Below are 16,962 nucleotides of genomic sequence, written 5' to 3'. Positions count from 1 at the left end.
TCCCATGACAGACTTCTCTCCCCGCGAAATCGTTTCCGAACTCGACCGTTTTATCGTTGGCCAGGCCGACGCCAAGCGCGCCGTCTCGATCGCGCTGCGCAACCGCTGGCGCCGGCAGCAGCTCGAAGGTTCCTTGCGCGAGGAAGTGCTCCCGAAGAACATCCTGATGATCGGGCCCACCGGCGTCGGCAAGACGGAAATCGCGCGGCGGCTCGCCAAGCTCGCCAACGCACCGTTCCTGAAGGTTGAGGCGACAAAATTCACCGAGGTCGGCTATGTCGGCCGCGACGTCGAGCAGATCGTGCGTGACCTCGTCGAGGTCGCGATCGCCCAGGTGCGCGAGCGCAAGCGCAAGGACGTGCAGGCGCGCGCCCAGCTCGCAGCCGAAGAGCGCGTGCTCGACGCGCTGGTCGGCGCCAATTCCAGCGCAGCGACGCGGGAATCCTTCCGCAAGAAGCTGCGCGCCGGCGAGCTCAACGACAAGGAGATCGAGGTCGAGACCCAGTCGTCCGGCAGCGGCATGCCGATGTTCGAGATCCCGGGCATGCCGGGCGCGCAGATGGGTGCGATCTCGATCGGCGACATCTTTGGCAAGTTGGGTGGCCGCAGCAAGACGCGGCGGCTGACGGTCGAGGGCTCGCACGAGATCCTCATCAATGAGGAATCCGACAAGCTGCTGGATACCGATCAGCTGACGCTGGAGGCGATCAGCGCGGTCGAGAACAACGGCATCGTGTTCCTGGATGAAATCGACAAGATCTGCGCCCGCGACGGCCGCGTCGGCGGCGACGTCTCGCGCGAGGGCGTGCAGCGCGACCTGCTGCCCCTGATCGAGGGCACAACGGTCTCGACCAAGCATGGCGCGGTCAAGACCGACCACATCCTGTTCATTGCCTCCGGCGCCTTCCACGTCGCAAAGCCGTCCGACCTGCTGCCGGAATTGCAGGGCCGGCTACCGATCCGCGTCGAGCTGCAGGCGCTGACCCGCGACGACATGCGCCGCATCCTCACCGAGCCCGAGGCCTCGCTGATCAAGCAATATGTCGCGCTGTTGCAGACCGAAGGCGTCACGCTCGACATCACCGACAGCGCCATCGACGCGCTCGCCGACGTCGCGGTCGCCGTCAATTCGACCGTCGAGAACATCGGCGCGCGGCGGCTCCAGACCGTGATGGAGCGGGTGCTGGACGAAATCTCCTTCACCGCCCCCGACCGCAACGGCGAGACCGTCCGGATCGATGCCGATTTCGTGCAGACGCACGTCGGCGACCTCGCCAAGAACGCTGATCTGAGCCGGTTTATTTTGTAATTCCGGGCGACCGCGCTATTGATGCGGCGTGACCGCACGCATCCTGCAAAACCCCTGGCGCCTTCTGCTCGCGATTAACGCTGCCGTGATCGTCGGCGTGCTCGTTCACAAGATCCAGCTGCCGCCTTACGTCCCCTACATCCACCTCCTCGTCGACTACCATTTCGGCTTCATCAAGCGCGCGCTGATCGGGGCGATCGTCGCGCTGTTCACGGCCAAGGTGCCGGTCTGGCTGGTGTTCGCGCTCGGTGGCGCGACGTGGCTGGCGACGCTGGGGCTGTACGCAAGACTGTTTCAGAAGACGTTCGGCTTCACGGCGAAGACGCTGCCGCTGTTCGTCTTCATCGCGGGATCGCCGTTCTTCCTGAAGAACTTCATGCACACGCTCGGCCATTTCGACATCTATGGCTGCGTGCTGGCGATCATCCTGCTGCTGATGCCCGCGGGCTCATTGCTGTTCGTGGCGACGGCCGCGCTGTTCTCGATCATCCTCGTCCTGATCCACCACATTCATCTGCTGATGTATGTGCCGACGATCATCACCATCGTCGTAGTCAGGCACTATCTCGCTTGCGGCCTCAATCGCGGCAATCTCGCGTTCGGCATCGTCGCCCTCGCCGCGGTCTCTGTGCTGTTCTTCGCCGCGCAGTTCCTGGGGACGATGCCGATCCCCGAAGCGGATTTCGTCGCCTATCTGAAGACCCGGACGGCCGATCCCTCGCGCACCGATCTCTTACAGTTCAGCTACATCTGGTATCAGCCGCTGGCGAAGGAGATTTCGGACACCTGGGCTTGGCTGCCGCACAACATCCCTGGCATTCCCGTGTTCGCCCTATTGATCTGGCTGCACACGCCGCTATGGCGCTATTTTTCTGACCTGATCGGCTCGCTCGCGCACGAGGCCCACCGACGCCTCGTCATCGCGGCGCTGATCGGCGTCAGCTTCGCCTATCTCATGATGTTCGCGATGGTGTTCGACTATTCGCGCTGGATCTCGAACTGGGCCGTCTGCATGTTCCTGATCCTGCATGCGGTGAAGATGCTGCCGACCAGCAAGGAGGCGCCGCTGATTCCGGCCGAAGACCAGAAGACCAACATCTTCGGCTTGATCATCACGCTGATCCCGCGCGTCGGAATCGTCCGGCCGTTCTAGGATCTCGCCCGTCTGATCCGCACATAGAGCGCGCCCTCGCCGCCATGACCGATCCCGGCTTCCTCGAACCCGACCACGAAGGCGCGGAATTCCGGCAGGCTCAGCCATTCCGGCACCTGCCGGCGCAGCACGCCGCTTTCGCCGCCGCTGCGGCCTTTGCCGGTGATGACCAGCACAAAGGTCAAGCCGTCGCGGTGCGCGCGGTGCAGGAAGCCGGTCAGCGCGCGGTGCGCGCGCAGCTGGGTCATGCCATGCAGATCAAGCCGCGCCTCGATCTCGCTGCGGCCGCGCGACAGTTTTGTCCGCTCGCGCTTGCCGAGCGGGGCAAGCGGCGGCATCGCCGGCTTTGACGGACGCGGGGCGAGCGCTTGCGTCAATGGCCGCGGCGACGGCGTTGGCTTGGCAACAACCGCTGTGGGCGACGGCTCGGCGCGCGACGCGACGTGCACCTTCGTCGCGCGATGCTTCCGCAGCGGCTTGACCTGCTTTGCAACGAGCTCCCACAGCTCGCGGTCTTCCTCGCTGAGTCCACGCCGGCGCGACGAAGGACGCGGAGGATCCAGCACGGGCGGACGGGACGATCGTTTCATTGCTGGTGGGAACGACTTTTCATGTGCCTGCGCGGTTCGCGGACAGGTTCTATCACAGGACGCGGCGCCGGCAGCGGCACCGGGCCGGCAATTGCGACAGTCTCGCCCTTCGCCGGGTCCTTGGCCGGATCCTTGGCCGGATCCTTGGCCGGATCCTTGGGACCAGTCTGCGGAAACAGCTTTGCGATCTTCTCCGACGGCCGCGGATCCGGCACCGGCAGCTTTGCTGCGCGGACGCCGGGGTCGAGGCTCTTCGGCACCAGCATCACGAAATGCATGGGGTGGCGCAGCCGGCCCGAGACGCGGCCGGCGTCGGCGCCCGCGCCAAAATAGAGATCGGCGCGCGCGGGGCCGATAATGGCCGAGCCGGTATCCTGCGCAATCATCAGCCGATGGAACGGGGTCCTGGCACGGTCGGACTCGATCGGCAGCTCGCCTTCGATGAAGAACGGCGTGCCGTAGACATGGAGGGATTTGTCGACCGCGATCGAACGGCCGGCGGTCAGCGGGATGCCTTGCCCACCGACGGCTTCGTCCTTGTCGGACAGATTGACCTCGCGGAAGAAGATGTAGGCGCGGTTCTGGCGCCGCAGCTCCTTGGCGCCGTCGGGGTTCTGCGCCATCCACTCCCTGATCTTCTGCATCGACATCTCTTCCTTGGGAATGATGCCACGCTCGATCAGGACACGCCCGACGGCCGTGTAGGGATAGCCGTTGTAGGAATCGTAGTTGAGCCGGATGGTGCCGCCGTCGTCGAACTTGATCCGCGCCGAGCCCTGGATCTGGGCGAACAGCAAATCGGTCGGGTCCTTCAGCCAGGCGATCTCGAGCCCGCGGCCGGCGATCTTGCCGTCCTCGATCTCGCCGCGGTCGTAATAGGGCACGAGCTTGCGGCGGCCGATCTTGCGGTAGACCGATCCCTTGTTGGGCAGGCTGACGGAGGCCTGATTGTAGCCGCGCACGAACAGGTTCGAGGGCCGGCGATAGACCGGGACGTTGTAGACATCGGTCTGCGTGCGCGATCCCTCCAGCACCGGCTCGTAATAGCCGGTGACGAAGCCGTCGGGCTCGCCGAGACGCGAGATCCGCAGCGGCGAAAAATTCTCCTCGAAAAAAGTCCTTGCCTGGGCGTCGTCGGCCGGCTCGAGCGATTTGGCGGCCCGGCACGGTTCGCTCAACGAGCCGCCCAGTGCCTTCTGTTCACCCGCGCCGGTCTGCGCGTTGATCGAGCGGCAGCTGGCGCGAAAGGTCTTGTAAGCCGCAAGATGATCGTCATCGCTCCAGCCCTTCACGTCCGCCCAGGCCAGCGGCAGGTATTGTGCGCCGGGAATTTCGAACGGCAGAGGGAGCTGCGGATAGGGCAACGCGCGCGGCGGGATCGCGGCGACTTCGGGAACGTGATGGTAATGGCTGCGGGAATGGCGCCGCGCAGCCTCGGCGCCAAGCGAAAACGAAGCCAGCACGACGACACCTGCGCAAAGCGCCGTCGCGCTGTTCTTCAGAAAGATATTAGTTCGCGCTTCCGGTGCCAACCAGCTTCCAGTTCGGATCGCGAGAGGTGGTGTCGCGGGCGAAAGTCCAGATGTCGGTGATGTCGGCGACCGTGTCGGCGCTGCCGTCGACGATGTTGCCGGCCTTGTCACGGGTGGCCGAGATCATCTGCGAGACGAAGCGGATGGTCAGCTGTGCGGTGCGGTCGCGCAGCTCGGCGCCGGCCAGCTCGGCCTTGTCGATCGAGACGAAGCGCGTCTCGGTCTTCTGCTCGTTCTTCTCGCGGTCCTTGATCGCGGCGTCGAAGCTCTCATAGACCTCGGACGACAAGAGGTCGCGCAGCGCGCGGCGATCGCCATTGGCGAAGGCCAGCACGATCATCTCATAGGCGCCGCGGGCGCCCGAGATGAAGTGGCGCGGATCGAAGGTGGAATCCCGCTCGACGATCGCGTCGAGGCCCTGGGCGAGCGCAGTGCCGGGCTCGGTCAGGCCCTTCCAGCGGTCGGAAGGCGGGGTCGGCTCGGCCGTCGGGGCCAAGGGCGCCTGGTCGATCACCTTGCCCGGCATGGTCACGACGTTCTTGTCCGGGGCACCACCCAGCGCATTGCGAGCCGCGCGGTCGAACGGCGGCCGCTCGTTGCCGGTCCGCTGCCCCAGCACGCTGCGCAGTCGCAGGAAAATAAAGACCGCCAACGCCAGGAAAATGATGGTGTAGATGTCCACGTGGTATTCGCTTTCTGGTCTTCTCGAGAAGGGGGTCGCCGGGAAAATCGATCCGGCCAGTAGACCGTTCCATACGGGAACGGCAAGTCTACATCGCCCTTTTGGGTCCGCGCGTTACGTCCGCCGGATGTAGGCACGAAATTTGGCCCGGCCAATGGCGCCTTTTGGCACAGCGCGGAGTGTAGCGCGTTTTATGCTTAAGGGGAAACCCGATCCTGCCCGGAAATCGCGCATCTTCAAGCGTTTAACCTGCGATTTCGGGTTCCGGGCGGATCAAGCGTCACGGTTGCGGGCGCGGGCCGGATCGATCCTCCGGAGCCGTTCGTCCTTGTGGAATGAGGCGGCCCTATGTTAGCCAACCGCCGCGAAATTCAGCCCAAATCGGGTAAGGAGACACTTCGATGACCAACGGTAACGGTACCCCTCCCGAGGCGGCCCAGGCTCCCCAGCTCAACGTGCTGGCGCAATATACCAAGGACCTCTCGTTCGAAAATCCGAACGCACCGACCTCGCTGCAGCCGCAGAGCCAGGCGCCCCAGATCAACATCCAGATCAATGTCAGCGCCAACAATCTCAGCGAATCCGAGTTCGAGGTGACGCTGTCGGTCGAGGGCAAAGCCGAGAACGCGGGCAAGGTGATGTTCTCGTTCGAGCTCGCCTATGCCGGCGTGTTTCGGATCGTCAATGTGCCGAAGGAGAACCTGCACCCGCTGGTCATGATCGAGTGCCCGCGCCTGCTGTTCCCGTTCGCCCGCGAGATCATCGCGACCGCCGTGCGCGACGGCGGGTTCCCGCCGCTGATGCTGGACCCGGTCGATTTCGTCGGTCTCTATCGCCAGAACATGGAGCGGCAAATGGCCGCCGGTGGTCAGGCCGGCCAGGCTTAACTATAGGCCTAACCAGCCGGATTGACGGCAGCTGGAGCGGGCAAGAACTCGTTCCAGATCGCCTTGTCGCCGAGCGTTGCGATGAAAGCCCGATGGGCTTCGCGCTCGGCGTCCGAAACCCGCGGCGCGAGCGGCACCGACCGCTGCCGCCGCGGCGCATCGCCGGCGGCATTGACGCGAATGTCCTGGGAGTCCGACGCCAGCAGCAGCTGCGACTGCCGCGCCCCGACCAGATCGACATAGACTTCTGCGAGCAGTTCGGAATCGAGCAGCGCGCCGTGCTTGGTGCGGTGTGAATTGTCGATCGCGTAGCGCGAGCAGAGATCGTCGAGCCGGTTCGACACACCGGGATGCTTGCGCCGCGCCAGCAGCAGCGTATCGACCAGCCGCTCGCGCGGGATCGCGGCGCGCTTGATCCGGTCGAGCTCGGCATTGATGAAGCTGATGTCGAACGAGGCGTTGTGGATCACCAGCGGCGCATCGCCGATGAACGCCAGGAAATCGTCGACGACCTCGTGGAACAGCTGCTTGGTCGACAGGAACTCGGCCGACAATCCGTGTACGGCAAAGGCTTCCGCCGGCATGTCCCTTTCGGGATTAATATAGACGTGAAACGTCTGTCCCGTCGGCATGCGGTTGAAGATCTCGACGCAGCCGATTTCAACCAGCCGATCGCCGCGGAGCGGATCGAGGCCGGTGGTTTCGGTATCGAGAACGATTTCACGCATGATTTTGAGGTGCCGTGCAAGAAGCCTTGTAAGTCGGCGAATCAGGCTCGCCGCTGCGGCATCTTAACGACCTCGGCCAGGATGTGCGTGATTTGCGCGCGCACCGGCTCCAGTCCGTGTGAGGTATCCACGACGAAATCGGCCCGCTTGCGCTTTTCAGCGTCCGGCATCTGCTTGGCGATGATGGCGTCGAGCTTGGTCTCATCCATGGTTCCCCGCGCCAGCACCCGCTCGCGCTGCAGTTCCGGCGAGGTCGAGACCACGACGACGGCGTCGACGCGCTTCTCGCCGCCGGTCTCGTACAGCAGCGGTATGTCGAGAACCACAACCGGCGCCTTGGCGGCTTCCGCATCGGCAAAGAATTTTTGCCGGGAGGCGCCGAGCATGGGGTGAACGATCTGCTCGAGCTGCTTGATCGCGGCCGGATCGTGCACAACGCGCGCCGACAGTTTGGGACGATCGACCTTGCCGTTCGCGGTGGTGCCGGGGAAGGCGGCCTCGATCGCAGGCGCGGCCTCGCCCTCATACAGCCGATGGACGGCGGCATCGGCGTCGTAGACGGGCACGCCAGCCTCCGCGAACAATTTTGCGGTGGTGGATTTGCCCATACCGATCGAGCCGGTCAGTCCGAGAATCCGCATCAGCGCAAAGCCATCCCTGTCAGTTACACCGCAATGAGCCGCTCACGCCGCAGGAACGCAAGCAGCGGCAGCAACGGCAGGCCGAGAATGGTGAAATGGTTGCCCTCGATGCGCTCGAACAGATGGATGCCGAGGCCTTCGAGCTGATAGGCGCCGACGCTCGTGGTGACGGCATCGCCGGCGGCGTCGAGATAGGCCGAAAGTTCGCCCTCGGACATCTGCCGCATGGTCATGCGGGCGACCGACACATCCTCGAAGACAATCCTGCCGTCACGGGCCACCGCGACGGCCGAATTCAGCTCGTGGCTATGGCCGGCGAGATCGCGCAATTGTGCCAGCGCCTGAATGCGACCGGCAGGCTTGTTGAAGAGACGGTCGCCGAGGGCGAGCGTCTGGTCGGCGCCGATCACATAACTTCCGGGACGATGGGCCGAAACCGCCTTGGCCTTCTCGCACGCCAGCAGCAGGCCGATTTCGCGCGGGTTTGAAAGTTTTGACGCAGCCTGAATGCCGCGCTCGTCGATGTCAGCGGAAACGGTCTCGAATTCGAGCCCGGCGTTCGCCAGCAGCATCTTTCGTGCGACGCTCTGCGAGGCCAGGATCAACGGAGTTTTGCCGCGCCACAGATCCATTTTCGAGAACTATTCCCAAGGCTATTCAGATGGCAGACTATTCAGATGGCCGGTTGCGTTGGCGATCGCTATAGAGCTTCATGATCGCCGCCGCGGTTTCCTCGATCGAGCGCCGCGTGACGTCCAGCAGCGGCCAGTCATGCTTGGCGCTCAGCTTGCGCGCAAACGCGACCTCCTCGGTGACCGACTGCCTGTCGGTATAGGTGTCGCTGCCGGATTCGGCGCCCATGGAGAGCAGGCGGTTCTGACGGATCTGGATCAGACGCTCCGGCGTCGCATGCAGGCTTACCACCAGCGGCCGGGTCAGCGTCTCCAATTGCGCCGGCACGGGAATGCCCGGAACCAGCGGCACGTTGGCGGTGCGGATGCCGCGGTTGGCGAGGTAGATCGACGTCGGCGTTTTCGAGGTGCGGGACACGCCGACCAGGACGACGTCGGCCTCCTCGAGCCCGTCGACGTGCTGGCCGTCATCGTGGATCATCGTGTAGTTCAGCGCGTCGATGCGCTTGAAATATTCGGCATTGAGCACGTGCTGCGCGCCGACGCGACCCGTGGTCGCTGCTCCGAGATAGGCTTCGAACAACTGCATGACCGGGCCGATGATCGAGAGGCTCGGAACGTTGATGTTTTTGCACTTGTCCTCGAGCCGGGAGACCAGGTCTTTCTCCAGCAGCGTGAACAGCACGATGCCGGGCGCTTCCTCGATCTCGTCGAGCACGCGATCGAGCTGCTTCTGGCTGCGCACCAGCGGATAGACATGCTCGACCGGCGTGACGTTTGCGTACTGCGCGGCGACGGCGCGGGCGACCGTGATCAGGGTCTCACCGGTGGAGTCCGAGACGAGGTGCAGATGGAAATAATTGTTCGAGGTCGGCACAAAAACTCTTTGTATGAAGGCGGTGTGGTTTGTGGATTTCTGTGGACCTTAACCGCTCGGAAAGGGTTGCGCGACACCAGGGGCGGGACAAGTGCCAATTTTCTTCACACCACTGCCCATCGGAACAAGTTTGGGAGCCTTCCGAGAGGGAAACGGGATTGCGCGGACAAGTCCCTTGATAAACTGCGGATCAAAACGCGCAAGCCTTTGAGCCCGGGTGACTTATCGGGGTCAGGCAGGAACCGCATTGGACATGTTGATGGATGTGAACAAGCGTCTACGAAGTGGCGGACGGCATTGTGTGAGTCCAATCCACCGTCACTCAGACTCAAACCTTAAGAATCTAAGATTCTTTATTGGAGAAGGGCGCTCCAGAGAGATATGTGTGCAGGTGAGACCTTAACGAGTTCTTACTATCCCCAGATCGCCGGACGGCTGGGCGCAAAGGCGGACGCCGGACATGTTTGAAGACGTCTACCTCTGGATCAAGGCGCTGCACGTGATCGCGGTCATCTCATGGATGGCCGGCATGCTCTATCTGCCGCGGCTGTTCGTCTATCACTGTGAGGCCGAGATCGGCTCGAAGCAGTCGGAAACGTTCAAGGTCATGGAACGCCGTCTGCTCAAGGCGATCATCAACCCCGCCATGATCGTCACCTGGCTTGCCGGGCTCTACCTCGCCTGGGCCGGCCATTGGTTCACTTTCGGCTGGCTGCACGTAAAACTGGCACTGGTGCTGGCGATGTCCGCCGCCCACGGCTTTTTTTCCCGCTGGCTCAAGCAATTCGCCGCCGACAAGCGCCCGCACAGCCAGAAATTCTTCCGGATTATCAATGAGGTGCCGACCGTCCTGATGATCATCATCGTCATCATGGTGATCGTGAAGCCGTTCTAGGCAGGAATCGTGAATGATCGCTCAGCGCTTCGGCTTGCGGAGTGACAAGCGATTTTCTATATTAGCGATATCCCACCCAACGCAGGCGGATGTGGTTGGTCCGAGCTTTCCAGAGGCCGGACACCGCATCAGGTTTGAAGCCCCCACCGGCGCTCTCCTTGCCAGACCTGCGGACCTTACCTTCTCGCGTCCGCATTTCAGAGCCTCCTCGCACCCCTCCCAAGGTTACCCCACAGGACCACCCCAATGCGGGAAATTAAACTTCAGGACCTCAAGTCGAAGACGCCGGCCGAGCTTGTCTCGTTCGCGGAAGAGAACGGGGTCGAGAATGCCAGCACCATGCGCAAGCAGGAGCTGCTGTTCGCCATCCTCAAGCAGCTTGCGCTGGCCGAGACTGACATCGTCGGCGAGGGCGTCGTCGAGGTGCTCTCCGACGGCTTCGGCTTCCTCCGCTCGCCCGATGCCAACTATCTGCCGGGCCCGGACGACATCTACGTCTCGCCCTCGCAGATCCGCCGTTTCGGCCTGCGCACCGGCGACACCATCGAAGGCCACATTCGCAGCCCGAAAGAGGGCGAGCGTTATTTTGCGCTGCTGAAGGTCAACACACTCAATTTCGAGGACCCGGAAAAGGCCAAGCACAAGGTCAATTTCGACAACCTCACGCCGCTGTTTCCGAATCAGCGTTTCCGCATGGAAATCGACGATCCGACGCGAAAAGACTTGTCTGCAAGGGTGATCGACATCGTCGCCCCGATCGGCAAGGGCCAGCGCGCTTTGATCGTCGCGCCGCCGCGCACGGGTAAAACCGTGCTGATGCAGAACATCGCGCATTCGATCACGCACAACCATCCCGAATGCTATCTGATCGTGCTGCTGATCGACGAGCGTCCGGAAGAAGTCACGGACATGCAGCGCTCGGTGAAGGGCGAGGTCGTGTCGTCGACCTTCGACGAGCCGGCCGTGCGTCACGTCCAGGTCGCCGAGATGGTGATCGAAAAAGCAAAACGTCTGGTCGAGCACGGCCGCGACGTCGTCATTCTGCTCGATTCGATCACGCGCCTCGGCCGCGCCTACAACACCGTGGTGCCGTCATCCGGCAAGGTGCTGACCGGCGGTGTCGACGCCAACGCGCTGCAGCGCCCGAAGCGCTTCTTCGGTGCCGCCCGCAACATCGAGGAGGGCGGCTCGCTGACCATCATCGCGACCGCGCTGGTCGATACCGGCAGCCGCATGGACGAGGTCATCTTCGAAGAGTTCAAGGGCACCGGTAACTCGGAACTGATCCTCGACCGCAAGGTCTCGGACAAGCGCACCTTCCCGGCCATCGACATCTCGCGCTCCGGCACCCGCAAGGAGGAGCTCATTACCGACAATCAGGTGCTGAAGAAGATGTACGTGCTCCGCCGCATCCTGAACCCGATGGGCACCATGGACGCGATCGACTTCCTGCTCGACAAGCTGCGCTCGACAAAGAGCAATTCGGAGTTCTTCGATTCCATGAACACCTGAGATCAACACCTGAGCCAGGGTGCATCAAGAGCTTTAAGGGCGCCTTCGGGCGCCCTTTTTTGTGCGGCTTTGCTGCAGCGATTGCGCAGCATTACGGTGGGATCGGCGTCGGAGCCAAGTCTGTCTTAGCCTATTGATATATCTGAATAATACTTGACTTCTCCTTAGCCGACCTGGTGCGCGAAGGCTTTTTTTGCAGCAGCAAAGCGCTGCGGTTATGTTGCGGTGCAATATGGTCGTTGCTGCGGGTTGGGATGCAGCAACACGGGTTGCGGTCGCCCGAGAACGGGCCGTTTGCCTTTTTCCGTCGAGCCGGACAAATAGGCCATGCACCCGCGAGACCAGACCATCTTTGCGCTGTCGTCCGGCCGTCCGCCGAGCGCAATCGCCATGGTGCGTGTCTCAGGCCCGCAGACCGGCCTGGTGCTGACGACGCTCGCAGGCAAGTTGCCGGCGCCGCGGCAGGCCAGCCGCCGGCTGCTTCGGGACGGCGCTGGCCAGCCGATCGACGATGCGATCGTGCTCTGGTTTCCGGGGCCAGGGACTGCGACCGGTGAGGACGTCGCCGAATTCCACGTCCACGGCGGCCGCGCCGTGCTGGCCGCGCTCCTTGCTGCTATTTCCAAAATTCCGAATACGCGCGCAGCCGAGCCCGGGGAGTTCACGCGGCGCGCGTTCGAGAACGGCAAGCTCGATCTCACCGAGGCCGAGGGCCTCGACGATCTCGTTCACGCCGACACGGATCGCCAGCGCCGCCAGGCGCTACGGCAGCTGCAGGGCCTGCTCGGCAATCGCGCACGCGACTGGCGCGAGCGCATCATCGAGGCGTCGGCGCTGATCGAGGCGGGCATCGATTTTTCCGACGAGGGCGACGTGCCCGCGGAATTGATGGCGCCGGCCGTGAAAGCGATCCAGGCGCTGCACGATGAAATTACAAAGGTCCTTGCGGCACAGGCACATTCTGAACGCCTGCGTGATGGCCTGGTGGTTGCGATCGCAGGCGAGCCGAACGTCGGCAAGTCGACGCTGATGAATCAGCTCGCGCGCCGCGAGGTCGCGATCGTGTCGCCCCACGCCGGCACCACGCGTGATGTGATCGAGGTGCAGCTGGATCTCGATGGCTATCCCGTTACCGTCATCGACACTGCCGGCATTCGCGAGACCGACGATCCTGTCGAGCAGGAAGGCGTGCGCCGGGCGAGGGCACGGGCTGAGGACGCCGACCTCGTGCTGTGGCTGGTGGAGGGCGAGCGCGCCGTCGATCCGTCCGGCGGCCAGATCTGGATCGTGCGCAACAAGATCGATCTCGGGGGAGCAGGGTCACCCGGCGAGTTCGGAATCTCCGCGAGCCGAGGCGACGGCATTCCAGAGCTGGTCGAGGCCCTCGTCAAATTCGCGGCCGAGTTTTTCGGAACCACCGAGGGCGCGTTGGTGGCCCGGGCCCGGCAACGAGATCTGTTGGGCCGGGCGTCGGACAGCTTGCGCCGGAGTCTGGAGCTTGTAGAAGAGGGCGAAGAGCTCGCCGCCGAAGAGCTGCGAGCTGCCGCCTCTGCCCTGGGCCGGCTGCTCGGCCGGGTGGACGTCGAGGACGTCCTTGGCGCCATTTTCCAGAAGTTCTGTATCGGAAAGTAGCGCTAGTTCTTTAGTGTAGAACTAGTCCTTGTTCCGTTGCTTGGGTTTTAGGGTTTCACGTGAAACAATTCCCCTCTTGGCTCGCGCGCCGTCCGCAGTTCCGCCGGGCGCTCGCGTTTCACGTGAAACAATAGCCATCCAGCGCACTTCCTACTGTGCATGGGGTTGTTTTCGCGAAGCCGCGCCGGCTCTCTCCGCGACCCCGTTTCACGTGAAACAGCCACCGCGCCCAGTTTCTACTTCCGGCTTTCCTGCCGCTGAGCTAGAAGTCCGCACATGCGACCAGAGCAAGAGAGTTTCGACGTCATCGTGATTGGCGGTGGCCACGCCGGCTGTGAAGCTGCGACTGCCTCCGCTCGGATGGGTGCGACGACCGCTCTGGTGACGCACCGTTTCTCCACCGTGGGCGCGATGTCCTGCAATCCCGCCATTGGCGGTCTCGGCAAGGGCCATCTGGTCCGCGAGGTCGATGCACTCGATGGCCTGATGGGGCGGGTCGGCGATGCCGGCGGCATCCAGTTCCGCGTTCTCAATCGCCGGAAGGGTCCGGCGGTCCGCGGTCCGCGGGCTCAGGCCGACCGAAAGCTCTATGCGGCCGCGATGCAGGCCGCGATCCGGGAGACCGAGGGCCTCGTCGTCATCGAAGGCGAGGCGGACGAGCTGATCGTGGTCGATGGCCGCGTCACCGGACTGCGCCTGGCCGACGGTCGGGTGCTCCGGGCAGGGGCTGTCGTCATCACCACCGGCACCTTCCTCCGCGGTCTGATCCATCTCGGCGAGAAGAACTGGCCCGCCGGCCGCGTCGGCGAGGCCCCGGCAATGGGTCTTTCCGCCTCCTTTGAGCGCGCCGGCTTCACCCTTGGACGCTTGAAGACCGGGACGCCGCCCCGTCTGGATGGTTCCACCATCGACTGGTCCGCGGTCGAGATGCAGCCCGGAGACGAGCCGCCGGAGCCGTTCTCGGTGATGACCGAGCGGATCACGACCCCACAGATCCAGTGCGGGATCACCCGGACGACGGCCGCCACCCACGAGGTGATCCGGGCCAATGTCCATCGCTCTCCGATGTACTCCGGCCAGATCAAGAGCTCCGGTCCGCGCTATTGCCCCTCGATCGAGGACAAGATCGTCCGCTTCGGCGATCGCGATGGCCATCAGATCTTCCTGGAGCCGGAAGGGCTCGACGACACCACCGTCTATCCCAACGGCATCTCGACCTCGCTGCCGGAGGAGGTCCAGCTCGCGATCCTCGCCAGCATCCCCGGTTTGGAGCGGGTGAAGATGGTCCGACCGGGCTATGCCATCGAGTATGACCACGTCGATCCCCGCGAACTCGATCCGACCCTCCAGACCAAGCGTCTGCGTGGTCTCTTCCTGGCCGGGCAGATCAACGGCACGACGGGATACGAAGAGGCCGCCGGGCAGGGCATCGTAGCCGGTCTCAACGCGGCACTGTCCGCCAGTGGGGCTGCACTGACGGTGTTTGACCGTGCAGATGGCTATCTCGGGGTCATGATCGACGACCTCGTGACCCGCGGGATCAGCGAGCCCTATCGGATGTTCACCTCGCGGGCCGAATACCGGCTGACCCTGCGGGCCGACAATGCCGATCAGCGCCTGACCGAGAAGGGCATTGCGCTGGGTTGTGTCGGCAGTGCCCGGACCCGGCATCATCGCGCCAAGATGGATGCCCTGAACGCGGCGCGGACGCTGTCGAAGTCGCTGACCATCACCCCGAACGAGGCGATCAAGCACGGACTGTCCCTAAACCGGGATGGCCAGCGCCGCTCGGCCTTCGAGCTGATGGCCTACCCGGATATCGGCTGGAGCCAGATCCGCACGATTTGGCCGGAGCTGTCCTCCATTGATCCCGTCATCGCCACCCATCTCGAGATTGACGCCAAGTACGACGTCTATCTGGAGCGCCAGACCGCCGACGTCGAAGCCTTCCGCCGCGACGAGGGGATGGTGCTGTCGGAGGTCGACTACCAGCAGGTTCCGGGTCTCTCCAACGAGGTCCGCGCCAAGCTGGAGAAGGCGCGGCCGTTCACGGTCGGCCAGGCCGGTCGGATCGACGGCATGACGCCAGCGGCGCTCGGCATCCTCGCGGCCTATCTCCGCCGCGAGGCGCGCAAGAGTACCAATGTGACTTCCGAAGTAACTTCCAAGGCAATCGCATAGGCGTTTCACGTGAAACAGCGCGGACCGGGCGGGGACAAACCGCTAACCCGACGATCCGGAGCAGGTGAGGGCGCGGCTCGTCGATCCGAGCCGGCATCGACCAAGCCGAAGATCGACAAGGCCAACGCCAACGATCAGGCGCTCGACGCCGTCATCGCCGCCGACAAGCGTGAGGCGTTGAAGCTCGCGCCCGTTTCACATGAAACGGAGGTGCGGCTCGATCGCTACATCGCCCTGTTGCGGGAATGGCAGGCCAAGACCAATCTGGTCGCGCCCTCGACTCTGCCGCAGCTCTGGACCCGGCATATCGCCGACTCGCTTCAGCTCCTGGATCTCGCGCCGTCAGCTAAACGCTGGGCCGATCTCGGCAGCGGTGGCGGCTTTCCCGGCGTCGTGCTGGCCTGCGCCATGGCGGGGACATTGGGCGCCAGCGTCCATCTCGTCGAGCGGATCGCCAAGAAGGCCGCCTTTTTGCGCGAAGCCGTTCGCGTCACCGCATCTCCGGGGGTCGTACATCTCGCTGAGATCGGGGATAATGTGGATAGAATCACCGGCCCCGTCGATTGCGTCACCGCCCGTGCGCTGGCTCCGCTACATCAGCTCATCGGCTTTGCGGAGCCGCTGATGCGCCAGGGTGCAAAAGCGCTGTTTCTCAAGGGTCAAGATGTAGAGGCTGAATTGACCGACGCCGCTAAATATTGGAATATTCAGCCGCAGCTCTACCAAAGCCGGACCGGTGACGGTTGGATCGTCGAGCTGACTTCAGTCGAACGGCGCGGGTGAACGTTCAGGGGTTGGGGAAATTTCGATGACCGTGATTGACGAGCCGCAGCAAGACCAGACCGCCGAGGTCCCGCATGGTCCCCCGCGCATCCTGGCGCTGGCGAATCAGAAGGGCGGAGTGGGGAAAACAACCACAGCGATCAATCTCGGCACGGCGCTCGCAGCGATCGGCGAGCGCGTTTTGATCGTCGATCTCGATCCGCAGGGTAACGCCTCGACCGGTCTCGGCATCGATCGCCGCAACCGCTCGTGCTCGACCTATGACGTGCTGATCGGCGAATCCAGCTTGCGCGAAGCGGTGGTCTCGACCGCGGTGCCGCGGCTGCACATCGCGCCCTCGACCATGGATCTCTCGGGCCTCGAGCTCGAGCTTGGCACCACGCCCGGCCGCGCCTTCAAGCTGCGCGACGCGATCGGCGCGCTCAACAACAACGTCTCGCCGGAGGCCGACTACACCTACGTGTTGATCGACTGCCCTCCGTCGCTCAACCTGCTCACGGTCAACGCGATGGCTGCGTCGGATGCGATCCTGGTGCCGCTGCAATGCGAATTCTTCGCGCTCGAAGGTCTGTCGCAATTGCTGCAGACGGTGGAGCAGGTGCGCTCGACGCTCAACCCGAACCTGTCGATCCACGGCATCGTGCTGACCATGTTCGACTCGCGCAACAACCTCTCGAACCAGGTCGTCGCCGACGTCCGCCAGTTCATGGGCGAGAAGGTCTACAAGACCATGATCCCGCGCAACGTGCGCATCTCGGAAGCGCCGTCCTACGGCAAGCCGGTGCTGGTCTACGATCTCAAATGCGTCGGCAGCGAAGCGTACTTGCGGCTCGCCACCGAAGTGATCCAGCGCGAGCGCGAGCTGCGGACGACGCACTGACGTTGCCGTAGGGTGGGTTAGCCGAAGGCGTAACCCACCATTCTGCCG

Annotated in this window: 16 protein-coding genes; 9 read left to right on the top strand and 7 right to left on the bottom strand. The window is 63.6% G+C overall.

Translation table 11 applies throughout. The features are described from left to right. The first annotated feature begins 4 nt into the window (after nt 1-4). Nucleotides 5-1,309, top strand: coding sequence for an ATP-dependent protease ATPase subunit HslU (gene hslU, locus ABID58_RS01170; protein WP_354031227.1), 1,305 nt, complete (start codon nt 5-7; stop codon nt 1,307-1,309). Between the two features lie 28 nt (nt 1,310-1,337). Then, a complete protein-coding gene (locus tag ABID58_RS01165) occupies nt 1,338-2,462 on the top strand; it encodes a hypothetical protein (RefSeq protein WP_354031226.1) in 1,125 nt (374 codons plus the stop codon). Here the strand turns inward: ABID58_RS01165 and ABID58_RS01160 are convergent. From ABID58_RS01160 to ABID58_RS01150, 3 genes are read right to left on the bottom strand one after another with little or no spacing between them, the layout of a single operon-like run. Next, a complete protein-coding gene (locus tag ABID58_RS01160; protein WP_354031225.1) occupies nt 2,459-3,052 on the bottom strand; it encodes a Smr/MutS family protein in 594 nt (197 codons plus the stop codon). The two genes, ABID58_RS01165 and ABID58_RS01160, sit on opposite strands and share 4 nt — an antisense overlap. Next, nucleotides 3,049-4,584, bottom strand: coding sequence for a murein transglycosylase A (mltA, locus tag ABID58_RS01155; protein ID WP_354031224.1), 1,536 nt, complete (start codon nt 4,582-4,584; stop codon nt 3,049-3,051). The genes ABID58_RS01160 and mltA overlap by 4 nt, the downstream gene beginning before the upstream one ends. Next, on the bottom strand, nt 4,562-5,266 hold the full coding sequence (locus ABID58_RS01150; RefSeq protein WP_148752743.1) for a Tim44/TimA family putative adaptor protein: 705 nt from the start codon (nt 5,264-5,266) through the stop codon (nt 4,562-4,564). The genes mltA and ABID58_RS01150 overlap by 23 nt, the downstream gene beginning before the upstream one ends. A 401-nt stretch (nt 5,267-5,667) precedes the next feature. Here ABID58_RS01150 and secB point away from each other — a divergent pair, with 401 nt between their 5' ends. Next, nucleotides 5,668-6,153, top strand: a complete 486-nt coding sequence (secB, locus tag ABID58_RS01145) for a protein-export chaperone SecB (RefSeq protein WP_148752744.1) — start codon at nt 5,668-5,670, stop codon at nt 6,151-6,153. 8 nt (nt 6,154-6,161) lie between these two features. Here secB and dnaQ read toward each other — a convergent pair whose 3' ends face one another. From dnaQ to ABID58_RS01125, 4 genes are read right to left on the bottom strand one after another with little or no spacing between them, the layout of a single operon-like run. Next, nucleotides 6,162-6,881 carry a DNA polymerase III subunit epsilon gene (gene dnaQ, locus ABID58_RS01140; RefSeq protein ID WP_148752745.1) on the bottom strand — a complete coding sequence of 240 codons (720 nt, stop codon included), beginning with the start codon at nt 6,879-6,881 and terminating at the stop codon, nt 6,162-6,164. 41 nt (nt 6,882-6,922) lie between these two features. Beyond that, nucleotides 6,923-7,522, bottom strand: coding sequence for a dephospho-CoA kinase (gene coaE / locus ABID58_RS01135; RefSeq protein ID WP_354031223.1), 600 nt, complete (start codon nt 7,520-7,522; stop codon nt 6,923-6,925). Between the two features lie 23 nt (nt 7,523-7,545). Next, nucleotides 7,546-8,154 (bottom strand): Maf family protein, encoded by a 609-nt coding sequence (locus ABID58_RS01130; RefSeq protein ID WP_354031222.1) that lies wholly within the window; start codon nt 8,152-8,154, stop codon nt 7,546-7,548. A 37-nt stretch (nt 8,155-8,191) separates the two neighbouring features. Further along, entirely contained in the window at nt 8,192-9,031 is an 840-nt protein-coding gene (locus tag ABID58_RS01125) for a pyruvate, water dikinase regulatory protein (RefSeq protein ID WP_148752748.1), read from the bottom strand. Nucleotides 9,032-9,491: 460 nt separating this feature from the next. Here ABID58_RS01125 and hemJ point away from each other — a divergent pair, with 460 nt between their 5' ends. The 6 genes from hemJ (at nt 9,492) to ABID58_RS01095 (ending at nt 16,914) form a co-directional block, all read left to right on the top strand. Then, nucleotides 9,492-9,926, top strand: coding sequence for a protoporphyrinogen oxidase HemJ (gene hemJ, locus ABID58_RS01120; protein ID WP_148752749.1), 435 nt, complete (start codon nt 9,492-9,494; stop codon nt 9,924-9,926). A 246-nt stretch (nt 9,927-10,172) separates the two neighbouring features. After that, the gene (gene rho, locus ABID58_RS01115; RefSeq protein WP_027535007.1) at nt 10,173-11,438 is read left to right on the top strand and encodes a transcription termination factor Rho; all 1,266 of its coding nucleotides are present in this window, start codon (nt 10,173-10,175) and stop codon (nt 11,436-11,438) included. Nucleotides 11,439-11,765: 327 nt separating this feature from the next. Beyond that, on the top strand, nt 11,766-13,070 hold the full coding sequence (gene mnmE, locus ABID58_RS01110) for a tRNA uridine-5-carboxymethylaminomethyl(34) synthesis GTPase MnmE (RefSeq protein ID WP_354031221.1): 1,305 nt from the start codon (nt 11,766-11,768) through the stop codon (nt 13,068-13,070). Nucleotides 13,071-13,346: 276 nt separating this feature from the next. Continuing rightward, nucleotides 13,347-15,251: a tRNA uridine-5-carboxymethylaminomethyl(34) synthesis enzyme MnmG gene (gene mnmG, locus ABID58_RS01105; RefSeq protein ID WP_354031220.1), complete on the top strand. Its 1,905-nt coding sequence runs from the start codon at nt 13,347-13,349 to the stop codon at nt 15,249-15,251. Between the two features lie 111 nt (nt 15,252-15,362). After that, nucleotides 15,363-16,034, top strand: coding sequence for a 16S rRNA (guanine(527)-N(7))-methyltransferase RsmG (gene rsmG, locus ABID58_RS01100; RefSeq protein ID WP_354031658.1), 672 nt, complete (start codon nt 15,363-15,365; stop codon nt 16,032-16,034). Nucleotides 16,035-16,059: 25 nt separating this feature from the next. Continuing rightward, entirely contained in the window at nt 16,060-16,914 is an 855-nt protein-coding gene (locus ABID58_RS01095) for a ParA family protein (RefSeq protein ID WP_354031219.1), read from the top strand. Nucleotides 16,915-16,962 lie beyond the last annotated feature (48 nt).

The sequence above is a fragment of the Bradyrhizobium sp. S3.2.6 genome (assembly GCF_040546885.1).
GTDB lineage: Bacteria > Pseudomonadota > Alphaproteobacteria > Rhizobiales > Xanthobacteraceae > Bradyrhizobium > Bradyrhizobium cytisi.
The sequence above is the reverse complement of the archived record's forward strand: the minus strand, read 5'-3'. Positions and strand labels throughout refer to the sequence as shown.